At 60.1% G+C, this 15,444-nt stretch carries 16 protein-coding genes and 1 tRNA gene; 13 read left to right on the top strand and 4 right to left on the bottom strand.

Annotated elements, in window-relative coordinates:
• Positions 1-110 precede the first annotated feature (110 nt).
• From XaFJ1_RS12910 to XaFJ1_RS12900, 3 genes are all read right to left on the bottom strand, one after another.
• Complete coding sequence (locus XaFJ1_RS12910) at positions 111-1,397, bottom strand: AGE family epimerase/isomerase (RefSeq protein ID WP_161525197.1); 1,287 nt, start codon at positions 1,395-1,397, stop codon at positions 111-113.
• A gap of 92 nt (positions 1,398-1,489) precedes the next feature.
• Positions 1,490-2,818 carry a sugar MFS transporter gene (locus XaFJ1_RS12905; RefSeq protein ID WP_012917120.1) on the bottom strand — a complete coding sequence of 443 codons (1,329 nt, stop codon included), beginning with the start codon at positions 2,816-2,818 and terminating at the stop codon, positions 1,490-1,492.
• Positions 2,815-3,000 (bottom strand): hypothetical protein, encoded by a 186-nt coding sequence (locus tag XaFJ1_RS12900; RefSeq protein WP_045757017.1) that lies wholly within the window; start codon positions 2,998-3,000, stop codon positions 2,815-2,817. The genes XaFJ1_RS12905 and XaFJ1_RS12900 overlap by 4 nt, the downstream gene beginning before the upstream one ends.
• A gap of 407 nt (positions 3,001-3,407) precedes the next feature.
• Here XaFJ1_RS12900 and glgB point away from each other — a divergent pair, with 407 nt between their 5' ends.
• The 13 genes from glgB (at position 3,408) to XaFJ1_RS12845 (ending at position 13,490) form a co-directional block, all read left to right on the top strand.
• Complete coding sequence (gene glgB, locus XaFJ1_RS12895) at positions 3,408-5,594, top strand: 1,4-alpha-glucan branching protein GlgB (RefSeq protein WP_012917119.1); 2,187 nt, start codon at positions 3,408-3,410, stop codon at positions 5,592-5,594.
• Between the two features lie 426 nt (positions 5,595-6,020).
• Positions 6,021-6,097 (top strand) — tRNA-Ile (locus XaFJ1_RS12890).
• Between the two features lie 74 nt (positions 6,098-6,171).
• Positions 6,172-7,266, top strand: coding sequence for an integrase (locus tag XaFJ1_RS12885; RefSeq protein WP_012917118.1), 1,095 nt, complete (start codon positions 6,172-6,174; stop codon positions 7,264-7,266).
• 280 nt (positions 7,267-7,546) lie between these two features.
• Positions 7,547-7,744, top strand: coding sequence for a plasmid-related protein (locus tag XaFJ1_RS12880; RefSeq protein WP_230598090.1), 198 nt, complete (start codon positions 7,547-7,549; stop codon positions 7,742-7,744).
• Positions 7,741-8,592, top strand: coding sequence for a helix-turn-helix domain-containing protein (locus XaFJ1_RS12875; protein WP_012917116.1), 852 nt, complete (start codon positions 7,741-7,743; stop codon positions 8,590-8,592). The genes XaFJ1_RS12880 and XaFJ1_RS12875 overlap by 4 nt, the downstream gene beginning before the upstream one ends.
• Positions 8,593-8,853: 261 nt before the next feature.
• Positions 8,854-9,009 carry a hypothetical protein gene (locus XaFJ1_RS15985; protein WP_187388413.1) on the top strand — a complete coding sequence of 52 codons (156 nt, stop codon included), beginning with the start codon at positions 8,854-8,856 and terminating at the stop codon, positions 9,007-9,009.
• Between the two features lie 215 nt (positions 9,010-9,224).
• On the top strand, positions 9,225-9,944 hold the full coding sequence (gene virB5, locus XaFJ1_RS12870; RefSeq protein WP_012917114.1) for a P-type DNA transfer protein VirB5: 720 nt from the start codon (positions 9,225-9,227) through the stop codon (positions 9,942-9,944).
• Positions 9,892-10,437 carry a hypothetical protein gene (locus tag XaFJ1_RS12865; RefSeq protein WP_238988312.1) on the top strand — a complete coding sequence of 182 codons (546 nt, stop codon included), beginning with the start codon at positions 9,892-9,894 and terminating at the stop codon, positions 10,435-10,437. Before virB5 ends, XaFJ1_RS12865 begins: the two co-directional genes overlap by 53 nt.
• Positions 10,434-10,694, top strand: a complete 261-nt coding sequence (locus XaFJ1_RS12860; protein WP_012917112.1) for an EexN family lipoprotein — start codon at positions 10,434-10,436, stop codon at positions 10,692-10,694. The genes XaFJ1_RS12865 and XaFJ1_RS12860 overlap by 4 nt, the downstream gene beginning before the upstream one ends.
• 1 nt (position 10,695) lies before the next feature.
• Entirely contained in the window at positions 10,696-11,790 is a 1,095-nt protein-coding gene (locus tag XaFJ1_RS12855) for a TrbL/VirB6 family protein (protein ID WP_012917111.1), read from the top strand.
• A 3-nt stretch (positions 11,791-11,793) separates the two neighbouring features.
• A complete protein-coding gene (locus XaFJ1_RS12850; RefSeq protein WP_012917110.1) occupies positions 11,794-12,096 on the top strand; it encodes a hypothetical protein in 303 nt (100 codons plus the stop codon).
• Positions 12,093-12,251, top strand: coding sequence for a hypothetical protein (locus XaFJ1_RS15980; protein ID WP_012917109.1), 159 nt, complete (start codon positions 12,093-12,095; stop codon positions 12,249-12,251). Before XaFJ1_RS12850 ends, XaFJ1_RS15980 begins: the two co-directional genes overlap by 4 nt.
• Positions 12,252-12,905: 654 nt before the next feature.
• Complete coding sequence (locus tag XaFJ1_RS12845; protein ID WP_012917108.1) at positions 12,906-13,490, top strand: plasmid mobilization protein; 585 nt, start codon at positions 12,906-12,908, stop codon at positions 13,488-13,490.
• A 57-nt stretch (positions 13,491-13,547) separates the two neighbouring features.
• On the opposite strand, the gene XaFJ1_RS12840 is transcribed toward XaFJ1_RS12845, so the two are convergent.
• Positions 13,548-15,398 (bottom strand): ATP-binding protein, encoded by a 1,851-nt coding sequence (locus tag XaFJ1_RS12840; RefSeq protein WP_012917107.1) that lies wholly within the window; start codon positions 15,396-15,398, stop codon positions 13,548-13,550.
• Between the last annotated feature and the right edge of the window lie 46 nt (positions 15,399-15,444).

Here is a 15,444-nt window from a genome sequence, read left to right as displayed (position 1 = left end):
GGCCACCGCCGCGTCATGGCAAGGCGCCGTCAGCACTCCATCCGGACGCCGCCAGCAGATGCTCCGGCACGGACCCGCAGCGCGCTCTCCTGCAGCGGTCGCGTCGCGGCTTACGCGAAAGCGTGGCTGTTGCGCATCACCGTCAGCACATCGTGGCAGGCGCCCATGGTGTGGTAGTCGGTCTTGCCGGCGGGGCTCTTCTCGTCGCTATAACTGCGGTTGTCGCGGCTGAGGATGCGGAACCAAGCCCCATAGCGGTGGTCGACGAGATGCGTCCAGGAGTACGCCCACAATTTTTCGTAGGTGGCGCGATAAGCCGTATCGCCGGTGGCGGCGAGTAGCCGCGCGGCGGCGGCGATGGCTTCGGCCTGTACCCAGAAGTATTTGTCGTCATCGCAGAAATAGGTCGGGGCCTTTGCCACGTCGGGCACGCCAACCACCGGCGCGTTTGCGCTGCCGGAAGCGAAACCGTAGACGATGCCACCGTGTTGTGCGTCCCAGCCGTGCGTGAGCGCGGTATCGAACAGGTGCCTTGCGGTCGGCAGCAGCCACGCCGGCGCGCCGTTTGAGGATGCTTGCAAGTGGCCGTGCAGCAGCACCAGCAGCTTCGACCACTCCACTTGATGGCCGGGCTGGAAGCCCCACGGTCGAAACAGATGTTTGGGATTGTCGCGGTTATAGTCCCAGTCAACTTGCCAATTGGTGTCGTAGTGCTCCCACACCAAGCCGCCGGCCAGTGCTGCCTGCCGGCGGGTGATGTGGTCGGCGAGCAGCAGCGCGCGTTGCAGGTAGCGTGTGTCGGCGCTGGCCTCGTAGGCCGCGATCAGCGCCTCGCACAGGTGCATGTTGGCGTTCTGGCCGCGATAGCTGGAGAAGACCCATTCCGGCGTCGCTTCGTCGCGATATAGGCCGGCTGCGTCATCCCAGTAGCGCGTTTCCAGCAGTCGCCAGGTTTCTTCCATCCACGCATCGGTGTCGAGGCCGGCCTTCTTCGCGGTGGCGTACGCCAGCAGCACGAAAGCCGCGCCGTAAGCGTGCTGGGTGCGGTCCTCGGGGACGCCGTCGCGCAGGGTCCACACGTAGCCGCCGCTGGCGGCGTCGCGATGGGTGTCGCGCAGGTAACGTAGGCCATGGCGCGCGGCGTCCAGGTACTCGGCGGCCAGCGGCGAGTCGGCGAATTCCTTGGCCGCCATCGCGTAGTTGAAGACGAAGCGGGTGCTGCTGACCAGATGGCGATGGCCGGCGTCGTACACGCTGCCGTCATCGCGGAAGTAGTGAAAGAAACCACCGTTCGGATCGATTGCACGCGGGTGGTAAAAAGCCATGGTGTCGGCGATGTGCGCGCGCAGCACGGTGGCGTCGGCGAAGTTGGGCAACGGCGTGGAGGGCAGATTCATGGGGGCGCTGGCAAACAGGGTCGGAGGAGGGGGAAGCCACAGGCTGCACGACGGTGGCGGTCGCGCCGCCGTCATGGCTGGCGTGGATCAGATCAGTGCATGACGCGGTTGATGGACGCGGCGCCGGGAACGGTCGCCGACAAGGTGGCCGATAGTCGCGAGCCGCGCACGCCGTACCAGAGGATGTAGGTGTAGCACAGCAGTGGGATCACGAAGGCATGCTGGATACCCACCGCGTCGGCTAGCGCACCCTGCGCCAGCGGTATGATGGCGCCGCCGACGATGCTCATGATCAGCAGGCTGGAAGCCGTGCTGGTCATCAGCCCCAGGCGCTCGATCGCCACGGTGAAGATGGTCGGGAACATGATCGAGTTGAACAGGCCGATTGCGATCACGCTCCACATTGCTACATGGCCAGTGCTGAGCATGCTGGTGACGAGCAGTAGCGAGGCGATGCCGGCGAATAACGCGAGCAGCTTGCGTGCCGGGATCACCTGCAGCAGCGCCGCGCCGGCGAAGCGCCCGACCATCGCCCCGCCCCAGTAGAGTGACAGATAGCGGCTGGCGACGGCTTCGCTGAGACCGCCAGTGGTCGGGCCGGAGATGTAGTTGATCAGGAAACTGCCGATCGACACTTCCGCACCGACGTACATGAAGATCGCCACTACCCCCCAGGTCAAATGCCAGTGGTTGAGCACGTCGACGTATTCTTTCACCGTCTGCGTCACGCTGCGTCGTGTGCCGGTGCTGGCGGCATTGCCTTCTTCGCGCAGCGACGGAAGACGCATCACCAGCACGAACACCGCCAGCACCACCAAGCCAGCAGCGAGCATCAGATAGGGGAACTGCACCGAACGCGCCTGCTCGATGTGGTAGGCCGACAATTGCGCCGGCGTCATCGCCGCCAGCTGATCGGCGCCGAGCACCGTGCCGGCCAGAATCAGCGGGCCGATCAACCACGGGAATACGGTGGTGCCCAGCGAGTTCAGCGCCTGCGCGAAGTTGAGCCGGCTCGGGGCTTTTTCCGCTACGCCAAGCAAGCTGATGTATGGATTGGCCGCGACCTGCAACAGGGTGATGCCGCTGGCGAGCACGAACAACGCGGTCAGGAACAGCGGGTACGACGGCAGTCGCGCGGCCGGGAAGAACATCAGCGCGCCGATCGCCGCCACCATCAGGCCAATGACGATACTGGCCTTGTAGCCGACCCGTGACACCACCGCGCCAGATGGCAGCGACATCAGAAAATACGCGCCGAAGAAGGTGAACTGGATCAACATCGACTGCGCGTAGTTCATCTGAAACACGGCTTTCAGATGCGGGATCAACACGTCGTTGAGGCTGGTCAGACCGCCCCAGGTGAAGAAGATCATGCTGACCACCGCGATGGCGGCGGTGTTGGACAGCGGGCGGGAATTCATACAGCGACTCCGGGAACAGGCAAGAAGGCGGCCCGGCGACCGGCGCGCAGATACAGCCGGGCAGGCACGGCGGTCAGTGCAGGCAGTGCCAGCGCGTCCAGCACCCAGCGCGCGGCCTGTACACCAAGCGCGGCGGTAGTGTTGGACAGGGTGGCGTGGTGGTCGGGGGGAGACAGCGCCACGACGGTTGGAAGGGTTCAAAAGGTCGCATATCCTGCGCCGTCGTGACCCTTCGCGCATTTTGCAGTGCAGCAAAGTCCTGGCCGTCGTCGGTGCGGTCGGTACCGGCGGTGTCGCCGTCCCCACGCGCATGCGCTGGTGAAGCTGTGTGGCGCCCCCTTTTGCATCGCCTGAATGCGCTGGGCGCGAGGTCGGCGGGAGCCAGTGCGTCGTCGCGCCAGTGTGTGGTGACGATCACGGTATCTGGAAGGGCCTGCGCGCGTAACGCCGTATGGGTGACGCTCATCTTCTGTGTATGCGCGCCATGATCTGCGCAGCCGTTGCCAACGGGACGATGGTGGATCATGTGGCTGCGACAACCGTGTACGCATACTCGAACGCTTTCCCACACGCCCCAGGAGTCGATTCGATGAGCGATGCCGTGCACGTCTGGGACGAGGCGACGCAACACGCCTTCGCCACCGCTCAGCACCGCGATCCGTTCGCCGTGTTGGGCGCGCATTGTCTCGGCGACGCGCACGTGCTGCGTAGCTATCTGCCCGGAGCCGAAGCGGTGATCGCCATGTTCGAGGACGGCCGCGATGTGCCGTTGCAGGAGGGGCCGGAAGCTGGCTTCTTCCATGCGCGTTTGTCGCACGCTGGTCACTACCGCTTGCGCATCCGTTGGCCCGGTGGCGAGCAGGAGACGGCCGACGCCTACGCGTTCGGCCCGCAACTGAGCGATTTTGACCTGCATCTGATCGGCGAGGGACGCCATCTGCATCTGGCCGACGCGCTTGGTGCAAACATAGTGGAAGTGGATGGCGTGCGTGGTACCCGCTTTGCGGTGTGGGCACCGAACGCCTCGCGCGTGGCGGTGATTGGTGATTTCAACGGTTGGGATGCGCGCCGCCACCCGATGCGCTTGCGTCACCAGGTCGGCGTATGGGAACTGTTCGTGCCCGACGTCGGCCCAGGCACGCATTACAAATACGCCTTGCGCGGCCCAGATGGCGAAGCATTGCCTGCGAAGGCCGACCCGGTTGCGCGGCGCGCCGAACGGGCGCCTGGCACCGCTTCCATCGTCGCCGACCCAACGCCGTTCCAGTGGCATGACGACGCCTGGATGGCGGCGCGCGCGCGCCGCCACGGCCCGCAGGCACCGATCAGCGTCTACGAAGTGCACGCCGGTGCGTGGATGCACGACGACGACGGCCACATACTCGACTGGGATGGCTTGGCCACACGGCTGATTCCTTATGTCGCCGAGATGGGGTTCACCCACATCGAACTGATGCCGATTGCCGAGTATCCGTTCGGCGGCTCTTGGGGCTACCAGCCGCTGGGGCTGTTCGCGCCAACGGCGCGCTTTGGCACACCGGAGGGCTTGGCGCGTTTCGTCGATCGCTGCCACCGTGAGGACATCGGCGTCATCATCGACTGGGTGCCCGCGCATTTCCCCACCGACGCGCATGGCCTGGCGCACTTCGACGGCACCGCACTGTACGAGCACGCCGACCCGCGCGAAGGCTTCCATCGCGACTGGAATACCCTGATCTACAACCACGGACGCTGCGAAGTGTCCGGTTTCCTCATTGCCAGTGCGCTGGAATTCCTGCAGCGCTACCACATCGACGGCCTGCGTGTGGATGCCGTGGCTTCCATGCTCTACCGCGACTACAGCCGCAATGCCGGCGAGTGGGTGCCCAACCATCATGGTGGCCGCGAGAACTACGAGAGCATCGCCTTCCTGCGTCGGCTCAACCAGGTGGTGGCCGAGCATGCGCCCGGTGCCATCACTATCGCCGAAGAATCCACCGCCTGGCCCGGCGTCACCGCCGACCGCGCCCACGGTGGCCTGGGCTTCGACTACAAATGGAACATGGGCTGGATGCACGATAGCTTGCAGTACATCGCGCGTGATCCGATCTACCGTGGTCACCACCACGACGAACTGCGTTTCAGCATGGTTTACGCCTATTCCGAGCGCTTCATGCTGCCGATCTCCCACGACGAAGTGGTCCACGGCAAACGCTCCCTGCTCGGGCGCATGCCGGGCGACGACTGGCAGCGCTTCGCCAACCTGCGCGCCTACCTCGGCTTCATGTACACCCACCCGGGGCGCAAATTGTTGTTCATGGGCTGCGAACTGGCCCAGCCCACGGAATGGAACCACGACGCTGCCTTACCCTGGCACCTGCGCGACGACCCGCGCCATCGCGGCATCCAGTACCTAGTGCGCGACCTCAACCGGCTCTATGTCGAGCATCCCGCGCTGCACGTCTGCGACGACGTTCCCGAAGGCTTTGCCTGGGTCATCGGCGATGACGCCAGCAACAGCGTATTTGCCTACCTGCGTCAGGCGCGTGACGGCGACGCCCCAGTGCTGGTGGTGGTCAACTTCACCCCTGAGGTGCGCCATGGTTATCGTATCGGCGTCCCCCGTGCCGGCCGCTGGCACGAATGGCTCAACTCCGATAGCGCCATCTATGGCGGTAGCAACGTCGGCAATGGTGGCGATGTTTGTAGCGAGGCGCTCGGCGTTCACGGTCACCCCGTCTCCCTGGTTCTGACCATGCCGCCGCTGGCGGTGTTGGTGTTGGGGTATGCGGATTGAGGCGAGGTTGTGCTGGGTCGGACTAAGGCGGACGAACCTGAGGTGGTTGGGTGTTGGCCGGGAAGATGGATGGTTGTCGCAGCGCCCGTCCCGTCGTGCTTGCTGCGTTCGATTGGTCGAGCCACGCCCGCACACGTGGAGGCATGCATCAGGCCTTGCGCACGGCCACTTCCGCTGGCGTTTGACGCGCGGGCAGACAGCGCCCCGTCGTGGACGTTAAACTCACGCCTGCTCCGGCGCCTTGCGCCGCGTGGATGCCAGAGGCGCCAAGCCGGCAGCCAACGCATCGCCTGCATGCTCCGGATGTTTCCGGGCCTATAGCTCAACGGTTAGAGCAGAGGACTCATAATCCACTGATCGAGGCCGGATCGGCGAGGCGGAATTGAGTGGGACGGTTACCCTTTCGTCTCATCAAAAAAGCAAAAAGGGCCTATAGCTCAATTGGTTAGAGCAGCGGACTCATAATCCGTTGGTTGCAGGTTCAAGTCCTGCTGGGCCCACCACCTTTGCTTGTGCTCGCGTGTCGGTACAGTTTCGGTACAGTGGTGTTACATGCGCACTGTTCTGGAGTAACCGAATGGCGACCATCGTCAAGACACCCTCAGGCACATGGAAGGCGCTCATCCGCAAGACGGGATGGCCGGCCACAGCCAAGACCTTCCGCACCAAACGCGACGCCGAGGATTGGGCGCGGCGCACCGAAGACGAAATGGTGCGCGGCATTTATATCCAGCGTGCGCCGTCCGAACGCATGACCATCGAGGACGCACTCAAGCGCTATCTTTCCGAAGTTTCCCCAACCAAGCGCCAGGCATCGGCCGACAGCGACGCGAGACACGCGAAGCCATTGATGCAGAATCTGGGCAGGTATTCGTTGGCCGCACTGACGCCGGAACTGATCGCCAAGTACCGCGACGACCGGCTCGCTGGCCTGGATCGCAAAGACGCCAAGGGCAAGCCCGCCCCCAAGCCCCGTTCGCCCAACACGGTCCGTCTCGATCTCGCATTGCTCGGCCACCTGTTCAACGTAGCGATCAAGGAATGGGGCATCGGCCTGACCTACAACCCCGTGCAAAGCATTCGCCGTCCTGCGCCCAGCCCAGGACGGGATCGACGGCTCACTCGAGAGGAAGAAATCCGCTTGATGGTCGCGGTCGATGCTCACTCGAACCCGATGCTCGGCTGGATCGTGCGCATCGCGCTCGAAACAGGAATGCGTTCTTCGGAGATTACGGGCTTGCGCCGAAGCCAGGTCGATCTTGACCGGCGCGTGGCACGCCTCCAGGAAACGAAGAACACGATGTCGCGTACCGTTCCTCTGACGGTCGAGGCAACCCGGCTGTTTCGAGAGGCGCTGAACAACCCGGTGCGCCCAATTGATACCGACCTGATCTTTTTCGGTGAGCCCGGACGTGACAACAAGCGCCGGGCTTATCAGTTCAATCCGATCTGGATGCGCATCAAGAAGGATGCCGGCTTGCCGGACTTCCGCTTTCACGATCTGCGTCACGAAGCCGTAAGCCGCTTTGTGGAAGCAGGCTTGTCCGACCAGGAGGTCGCGGCCATCAGCGGCCACAAGTCGATGCAGATGCTCAAGCGATACACTCACCTGCGCGCGGAGGACTTGGTGGGCAAGCTCGATCAGGTCGCGAAAAAGACAGGAAATCCATGAATTATTTCAATGGATTTTCTTATTTTTATAGTCGATACAATTATTTGATTTGAAAGGATATTTTTCTATCCGCGAAATGTTCGACGCCAAGATGCCATATTTTGGTAATCGAGGATGACGCATTTTGGTATGGCGAAATAGCTGGATTTGGCTTTAAAAATCAATTGCTTAGATTTGACCAATAGCCATATCAGTCAAAAAATACGCCCATCGACTCATTATTTCGGTGGATGTATTGATGACAACGGAAGAATATCTACTTCAGCGGTATGGCCCACTCATGAGTCTTGGCGACGTGGCGGGGTTGCTCGGTCGCTCGCCAGACGGTATCCGGGTTGCGCTGTACTCGAATAATGATGTCGCCCGCAAGCTCAAGCCCACAATGCTGCGGGTTGGCCGGCGGGTGTACTTCCGCACCCTTCAAGTGAAGGACGCGCTCGCACTCGATAGCAGTGCGCAAGGAGCGCTGGCGCGATGAGCATCAAAGCGATGAACTGGGCATGGGAGCAGCGGCTGCCACCCAATTCAAAGCTGATCCTGATGGCCTTGGCTGATTCGGCCGATGAGGTCGGGAAGTGCTGGCCGCGCGTGCGGCTCATCGCCGAAAAGTGCTGTGCGTCTGAGCGAACGGTGCAGCGCGTTTTGAAAGAGCTGGAAGAACGTGGCTTCCTGCATATCGAGCGCAGATTTCGAGGCGATGGAGGGCAATCCTCGAATGCTTACTACCTGTGCCTCGAATCTCCCCCCGTCAATTTGTCACCCCCGTCTCCCACCCCCTCCGACAGATTGGCACTGGGGGGCGACACCGCCGTTACTCCCCCGGTGACACAGCAGACGTCCCAGGACGACAGGGCTGTGTCACCCCATGAACCACCAACGAGAACCATTAAAGAATCGTCACTACAACTACTGGCGAAGGTTGTCCACACGCCGCCCCCTTCGCCTGTACCAGGCGAGGCGGAGAAAGGCGCCTGCGGCGCATTGGTGTGGCCTCCACGCCTGAATGAGCGGGAGCGCGGTGCCATCGCACCTATGGTGAGTGGCCTCGATGTCAACGATGCACAGATGCTCCTGGACGAACTTACAGGAGTGATGGCAACGCAGAGCATCAAGACCAGCCCGGAACGCTGGTTTCGCGCGATTTCGGATCGCTTTCGTCAAGGACGTTTCACACCATCGGCCGGCCTTGCCGCGAAGGAAAAGAGATTGCGCATTCAGAGCACACCAGCTGAGAAACCAGTTCAGACAGCTTCGCCCGAGGTCATTCGTCACCACCTGGAGCGCATCCAGACCATGCTTGGCAGAAAGGGGGCCACCGTCAAATGACTTCTCGACCGCAGAGCCGCTGCCCGATTGCGATCTTGCGCTATGGAGACCTGGATGCTTACTGCGACAGCTTGGAGCGAACGGGGTTCGTGCGCGTGATCCTAAAAGCGAATCGGTGGCACGGATACGCCTTGAGCGTGGAGAATGCCGGAGATCTCCGCCGCGTTGTTGATGGCCACGGACGTCAACTTTGGTTCAGAACTGTGGATCAAGTCTTGGAGGAGCTTGCGAATATTCCGTATTTGAGCGGAGAATTCAGTATTGATCGAACCGATTGGTAAATCGGCCGGGTTGTCCCCGGTCACCGTATCCCCCAAGGGGGACGCTTGTTTGCCCCAAGAGCGCTTCGGCGCACTGGGCTGCCGGCCTGAAAAGAAGGGCCTGATGATCGGGGAATGCATCGAGATGCCGATCTGACCCGCCGAAAGTGGCGTGACCGTGGGAACCGGAAAAGACGGCCCTGACGACGCGGAAAGACCGTTGTGATTAGCCCGAGGCCCGTGCAACGTGGGCAGGGTGCCGCCCCAAGTAATGAGGGGCTGACTGCCGGGAACAGTAGCTCGAAAGAGCCGGTGGACAGGTCGGAAAGACGGCTAGCGTCCCCTCCTTCTCACCGAAAAGGAGTGGCAAACATGCAATCTCTCAAAACCCTGGCGGTAGTCACCGTTGCTTGCTCGGTCTTCCTGAGCAATTCCACATACGCGCAGATTCCGGTCACTGACGGCGCTTCCATTGCGCAGCAGGTCACCGCCCATGTCGAAACCATCGCCAAGTGGAAGATGCAGTACGACCAGATGACCAGCCAAATCAACCAGATGAAGCAGCAATACGAGTCGCTGACTGGTTCGCGTGGCCTGGGTAACATCCTGAACAACCCGGCGTTGCGCGAGTACCTGCCGAGCGACTGGCAGGGCGTGTACGACGCTGTGAAGTCGGGCGGCTATTCCAGCCTGAGCGGCCGGGCGCTGTCGATCTATGAGGGCAATAATGCGTTCGATGCCTGCGCGCATTTCAAGGTCGCAGACCAGCGAACGGCATGCGAAGCCCAGGCCGTCAAGGGTGCACAGGACAAGGCTTTTGCTCTGGATGCCTATGACAAGGCGAAGTCGCGGCTAACTCAAATCGACCAGCTCATGGCGAAGATCAACGACACGCCCGACTCCAAGGCGATTGTCGAGCTGCAAGCCCGTATCGCAGCCGAACAGGCCATGATTCAGAACGAGCAAACCAAGCTCCAGATGTATCAGATGGTCGCGGCTGCCGAAGATCGCTTGCAGGAACAACGGCGACGCGAATTGAATGCCAAGGCGGCTGCACGGCGCGGCTGGATTCAGCCCCAGGCCACAAACTAAGGGAGATGCGACCATGATTTCCTATTTTCATATTCCCCTGGTGGCGCTCTGCTTTTTCATCCTGCTGGCAATGTGGCGCTTCTGGTCGTGCATCGACCGGATGGGTTTCATGCGCGAGGTCAGCCGACGTGCGCCCTCGATGCTGCACGGTGATCTTGTCGCCGGCATCCTGGCATTCATGCCGTTCCTACTCGCCCTGGTCGATTGGACAGGTATCACGCTGCCGAGCCAGGACAGCCACATATCGTCCTATGCTGCGGTGTTCCTCTCCCTGGGTTGCTTGCTCGGGTGCATGTTCATGCTGCGCCGGTCAGGCGAACGCTTCGCGGGCCATTGGGCCGGTACGCGAGAAAGCGCCCTACGCACGGTCACGGCGCTGCGCATTATCGACGCGGCCGAGCTGGCCCTCGCGCTGGACGTGGCGCAGCAACACAAAGCTCGCCACGGTTCCGGCCGTGTCATCGATGCGGAAACGCGAGAGGTGAGGAAATGAAAAAGCTCGCTCTCTCCCTGGTCGTCGTGGCCGTCCTAGCCGGCTGCGGCGAGAACACGCCAATTCAAACCGTCGATTGGTACAAGGCCCATGACACCGAGCGCAAGGCAATGATCGCCACGTGCAAGGTCAATCCTGGCGAACTGGCGGCCTCTCCGAACTGCATCAATGCCCAGCAGGCGCAGAACGAGAAAGACCTTTCGCGGCGTGGCTTTTTGAAGATGCCGCAGGTCGATGCTGGCAAGAAGGAGGAATAACATGGGCCCGATGATTTTTCAGTTCATTGGTCAGTACCTCGATACCGCGCTGAAACCGTTCATCAGCGGCACAGTGGGCGAAGTCATCTCGACTTTCACTCTGTTCTTCATCGGCGGGGCCACCATCCACCTGACGCTGATGGGCTATGCCATCGGGTGGGGTTACGTCGAAATGCCGTTCTCCGTGTTCATCAAGACGTGCGTCAAATGTCTGTTCATTGGTGCCCTGGCGCTGAATGCAAGCACCTATTCGGATTGGGTCGTCGGAAGCCTCCAGTCGATGGAAACAGGCTTCACGTCGGCCTTCGCCGGAACGGATGCATCGGCTAGCCCGACATCGGTCTATCAGGTGATAGATGCTGCTCTCGGCAAAGGGTGGGGCATTGCTGGCGACTTGTGGGAACGTGCGGGGAACCGGAGCTTCACTGAAATGGGCATGATGCTCGGCGAAGGCTTGAACGCGATCATCATTGCGGTTGCTACCGGGCTACTCGCCATCCCAGCCGGCGGCATGATCGTTGTCGCAAAGGCTGGCCTGACGCTCATGCTTGGCATTGGGCCGTTTTTTATTGCGCTGTTGCTCTGGCCTGTCACGGCGAAATTCTTCGATTCCTGGTTCGGGCAGGTAATGACCTACATCCTGCGCATTGCCCTTGTGGCCGCTGTCATGGGCCTGATCTTCAAAGGCTTCGATGCCATCGTCAATAGCGTCGATCTGGACAGCGATCAAAACACGTTATTCACGTCATTGGTGCTGCTGACCTTCACGTCCGTAATGTTCTGGCTTGTCCAGGAAGTCAACAACGTGGCAGGGCAGCTTGCCGGCGGCATCAGCAGTGCTGCCGTGACTATGCGCGGAATGGCGCAAGGCGCTATTGTTCCGGCTCGTATGGTGAGCGTAGCGGGAAGAATGCTTAACCCGACATCGACCCGCCTTGACCCTCGTACCGGGCACCAAACCACTGCCGGTCGCCTTGAACACCTTGCAATGGGACGAAGCCTTTGGGCGCGAAATCCGGCTTACCGTGAAGCGGTCGCGGAACGGCTGCGGACTGCGTGGCGATCAGAAGGTGGCAGCATGTCTAAGGGGGGATGAACCATGTTTAGCCAGCTAGAACATGAAGCTCTAATGCGCCTTATGACGCACGCAACTGGTTTTGTTCCTGACAGTCGGCGCATTGCCCACTGGTTGCAAGAGTGGGAACGGGCAGACGACCCACGGAACATCAAAGTCAAGGTTCTCGGCCTTGCCCCGGATCACGCCAGAGACGTGCGAGAAATCGCCCAGGCGGCGAAGCGGACAGGGGCCAAGCCCTCAACGCTCGGCCGCCTTGAGTACGGGTACAACATGGAGAATATCGTGCGGGCCTACCCGCTTCCGTTGATGGAGTTCGAGCGATGAGGGACAAGTCGCACGACGAAGTGATGGCCCAGGCATACCGCAAGCGCCCGGCCGAAGCCTTCGCCATGTTCAGGTCGTTGCTGCTCAATGATGGCCGGCGTGGCGAATGGCGCATCTTCTGGCGTCATGTCCTGCTTGCGCTGCGTCGGCGGTAATTTCCTTCTCGATCTGCACCACGGCCTCGCCTCGGCGGGGCTTTTCTTTGGGTGACGGTGGATTTTCCTCGATCGCGCGGGCCTGTCACCATTGCTGGGCATTGGTGACGCAGGCAGCTCGGCCAGGTCGGCGCCGTGTCACCATACCTGGATTGGTAGTAATAGTCGTAATAATACGATTACTACGACTACAAGGCTCTGCCAGTGACCAAAAGCAGCGCTGGAGGTCTGAGTCCCGATCTCGAAAATTTCGTCATGACGAAATTTTTGGCGCTTATGCCGACTGATGCCGAGCCTGTTGCTCCTTCCCCCGAAGGCTGCGGCGGCGAAGCCGCCTTTTTCTCCACCACGCCCGTAGGGCTAAGGGGGCAGCGTGCTGATCTGCAAGTGAATGACTTGTATTGCAAACAGCGGCACCACGCCCGAAGGCAACGAGCAGTTGAAAGTAGCCCTCGCCCAGCAAAGGTTGGCCGCCCGATGCACAGCGAACCATGCATCCATCTTTCTGGATGTCCTTGGCCATGACCCAAAATTTCTTCGTCATGACGAAAAAACGAGGGGGAGTGTGGGCTAGTGCAGGATAGGCTAACGCCGGTATTTTGTGCCACACTACGAGCAAGCACGTGAACTGAACATATTTCCATCGGGAAGGCCATGCCGAGAAAAACTGAAATCGGAGCGACCCGCGACAGTCACATTTACCGCGTTCGCGTACCGGCCGGATTGCAAGCGCAATGGGAGGAATGGTGCGCGAAGTCGGACAAGAAGCCGTCTGAGGTGATCCGGGCGCTAATGCGCTACCTCGTCCAGGACAACATACCGAACGAGGTGCGCAACTGGGTCGCCACTCAGGCTGCCGGCCATCCAGACGATGGGCCAAAGGAACGGGTCGAGGTTCGACTCACGCCAACCGAGTACCAGAGCATCATGATCAAGGCCGATGCCGAGGGCTGTTCCCCTCATCGCTGGATCGTCAACTGCGTGCGGGCCAGCCTGACCCACGAACCGCAATTCACGATGGAAACAACGAAGGCTCTATGGGAATCGTCGTATCAGCTCAGGGGCATCGGCCGGAACTTGAATCAGATCGCCAAGCGGCTAAACGAGGGCAAGTCGGCCGGAATCAAGACCGAACAGTTGGAGAAACTGGCGACCTACATCTACCGGCATACGGACAAGGTGGCCGCCGTCCAAGACGCCAGCCTTAGCCGCTGGAAATTGGAGGTCAGGAACCCGTGAAACGGCGACTACTGCCTCTCTTTCCAACTCCAAGTCAAAGGTCAGCGTACCAAGCGATCACACAAGCATGGCGTGAATCTGCTTCAACCAGCCGGACACCTCACCGGCAGCGTCGCTCTGTGAAAATCTAGCAGCCGTCATTTTCGCGACGGCATCGCGATTGAGACGCTTCTTGGCCCGGCTGACTTTATCCGCGAGTTCCTTGTGGTCGCCCAAAATGTCCGCCCACGTTCGCGGACTGCCCGATGCCTCATGAACCGCTTTTGCCACAATCAGCGGCACATCGCACGTGTCAGTAAAAGTGATGCCAATGCCGTTCATTCCTTCCGAAATAGCATCGGCATGGAGGTAATTTTCAAGCTCACGCTTGGTCGTTATCACTGCCCATGATCCATTCGTCCGGGCATTTACTGCATCACACTCAGGCTGATACTTCGGTGGATTCGCATCATCCCGGTCATAGATGTGTACTTCTGGCAGGCCAAGGTTCTTCAGGTAATGCTTGGCAACCCATTGCTTCAGAGACGCGCCCCCCAGAGGAACCAGGGCCACCCGACTATCGCTAGTGAAGTCCACGACATCGGCCATGCTTGGCTTGAGCATGGCGCTGATTCCTTCAAGGAATTCAATATCGTTTGTGCCCTCGACAAAAACTAAGACTTGGACGCGCCGATCCGGTAAAACGCCAAGCTCATTTGCAATCACCACCAAGTCGTCGTCACTGCAATGTGATACGGCCGCCGTTCCGTCCGCTTGCTTGCGAACACATCGCAGACTGTCACTCGGCAGAAGACCGGCCAGACCCGGTGTGTGGGAGGTGACTAGCACTTGCGTGTTCTCGTCTATGGCAAGCTCTTTGAGTGCCTGAACAAGCAACCGCTGGTTGTCGGGGTGCTGCGAGGTTTCCGGTTCCTCGATGGCATAGATTACGCTCAACGCCCCCTTTTCCGTGCGCCGGCGTTCCGCTTCGGCTCTGAAAAAGTTCAACAAGATGAGACGGCGGACACCGCTCCCTCGCTTGTTGATGGGAATATCGTTGTCCCCTACCAAACCAAATTTAAAGACATCCCATTTGGGGTCCGCCTTGAAAAACGGCTTCAGCTCGCTAGCTAGACGACCGTCCATTTCGTTCAGCTTCGCCAAAGTCCGCTTCGCGACATCCTCTGCCCGTAGTCTTACCGCATCCTCGATTTTCTTCAGGTCGTCCGCCAGCTCCTTCAAAGCTTGGGTAATCGCGAACTTGAGCGGACTCTGAACTTCTTCGTCGCCGTCTTGGCTTGGCCGATCTGACCGAAAGAGCGCGTACATCGGAAGTTGGGGCCTAAGTTGCTCCCAAACCTTCTTTGCGTCTTCCTTGTCGAGTGGCAGCGACTTCCGTTCAAGCGTAAGCGGGTGGCATGCCTCACGGATGGCTTGCCGCATGCTTCCGTTGATCGCCAGACTCACCGTGGATTCGTCAATCCCCAACTTCTTGACCCTGGCTTTGAGGTCGCTGTTCTTTAGAGTTAGCAGATCGGTCGCATCAGCGTTGGTTGGATGCATCGCTATCGCGAAAACTGATTCTTTCGGAGTTTTGGCTGACGAATCCCATTCTTTGATGATTTCCAACTCACCTTTTTCGTTCAACAGATGTTCGGCAGCGAGCGAGGTATGAGCGGCAGCGTCAAGAACTATCTCCGTCGGAAGGCTTGCGAACGCACAGCCAATACGGATCATCGTATCTGTGCTATGCACGCAAGCATCACCGCGTTCTGGCTTGCCGTCGTTGAAGAAAATATCAAGAGCTTCAAGAATTGTTGATTTGCCTGCATCGTTCTTCCCGATGAAAGCGGTCAGATCATCAATCTCAATTCGAGTACGTTGAGAGTACCCTCGGAAGTTTTCAAGAATGACAGCAGAAAGCTTCACGATAGATGCCCCTTATTGTGGTTTTCAACCAGCCGAGATCAGGATG

Source organism: Xanthomonas albilineans (genome assembly GCF_009931595.1).
Classification (GTDB): domain Bacteria; phylum Pseudomonadota; class Gammaproteobacteria; order Xanthomonadales; family Xanthomonadaceae; genus Xanthomonas_A; species Xanthomonas_A albilineans.
This window is presented reverse-complemented; position numbering and strand designations above follow the sequence as displayed.

Bases quoted from the DNA above. Each gene is read 5' to 3' on its own strand.
- XaFJ1_RS12910 (WP_161525197.1), bottom strand. From the start codon at position 1,397: ATGAATCTGCCCTCCACGCCGTTGCCCAACTTCGCCGACGCCACCGTG.
- XaFJ1_RS12905 (WP_012917120.1), bottom strand. From the start codon at position 2,818: ATGAATTCCCGCCCGCTGTCCAACACCGCCGCCATCGCGGTGGTCAGC.
- glgB (WP_012917119.1), top strand. From the start codon at position 3,408: ATGAGCGATGCCGTGCACGTCTGGGACGAGGCGACGCAACACGCCTTC.
- XaFJ1_RS12885 (WP_012917118.1), top strand. From the start codon at position 6,172: ATGGCGACCATCGTCAAGACACCCTCAGGCACATGGAAGGCGCTCATC.
- XaFJ1_RS12880 (WP_230598090.1), top strand. From the start codon at position 7,547: ATGAGTCTTGGCGACGTGGCGGGGTTGCTCGGTCGCTCGCCAGACGGT.
- XaFJ1_RS12875 (WP_012917116.1), top strand. From the start codon at position 7,741: ATGAGCATCAAAGCGATGAACTGGGCATGGGAGCAGCGGCTGCCACCC.
- virB5 (WP_012917114.1), top strand. From the start codon at position 9,225: ATGCAATCTCTCAAAACCCTGGCGGTAGTCACCGTTGCTTGCTCGGTC.
- XaFJ1_RS12865 (WP_238988312.1), top strand. From the start codon at position 9,892: ATGCCAAGGCGGCTGCACGGCGCGGCTGGATTCAGCCCCAGGCCACAA.
- XaFJ1_RS12860 (WP_012917112.1), top strand. From the start codon at position 10,434: ATGAAAAAGCTCGCTCTCTCCCTGGTCGTCGTGGCCGTCCTAGCCGGC.
- XaFJ1_RS12855 (WP_012917111.1), top strand. From the start codon at position 10,696: ATGGGCCCGATGATTTTTCAGTTCATTGGTCAGTACCTCGATACCGCG.
- XaFJ1_RS12850 (WP_012917110.1), top strand. From the start codon at position 11,794: ATGTTTAGCCAGCTAGAACATGAAGCTCTAATGCGCCTTATGACGCAC.
- XaFJ1_RS15980 (WP_012917109.1), top strand. From the start codon at position 12,093: ATGAGGGACAAGTCGCACGACGAAGTGATGGCCCAGGCATACCGCAAG.
- XaFJ1_RS12845 (WP_012917108.1), top strand. From the start codon at position 12,906: ATGCCGAGAAAAACTGAAATCGGAGCGACCCGCGACAGTCACATTTAC.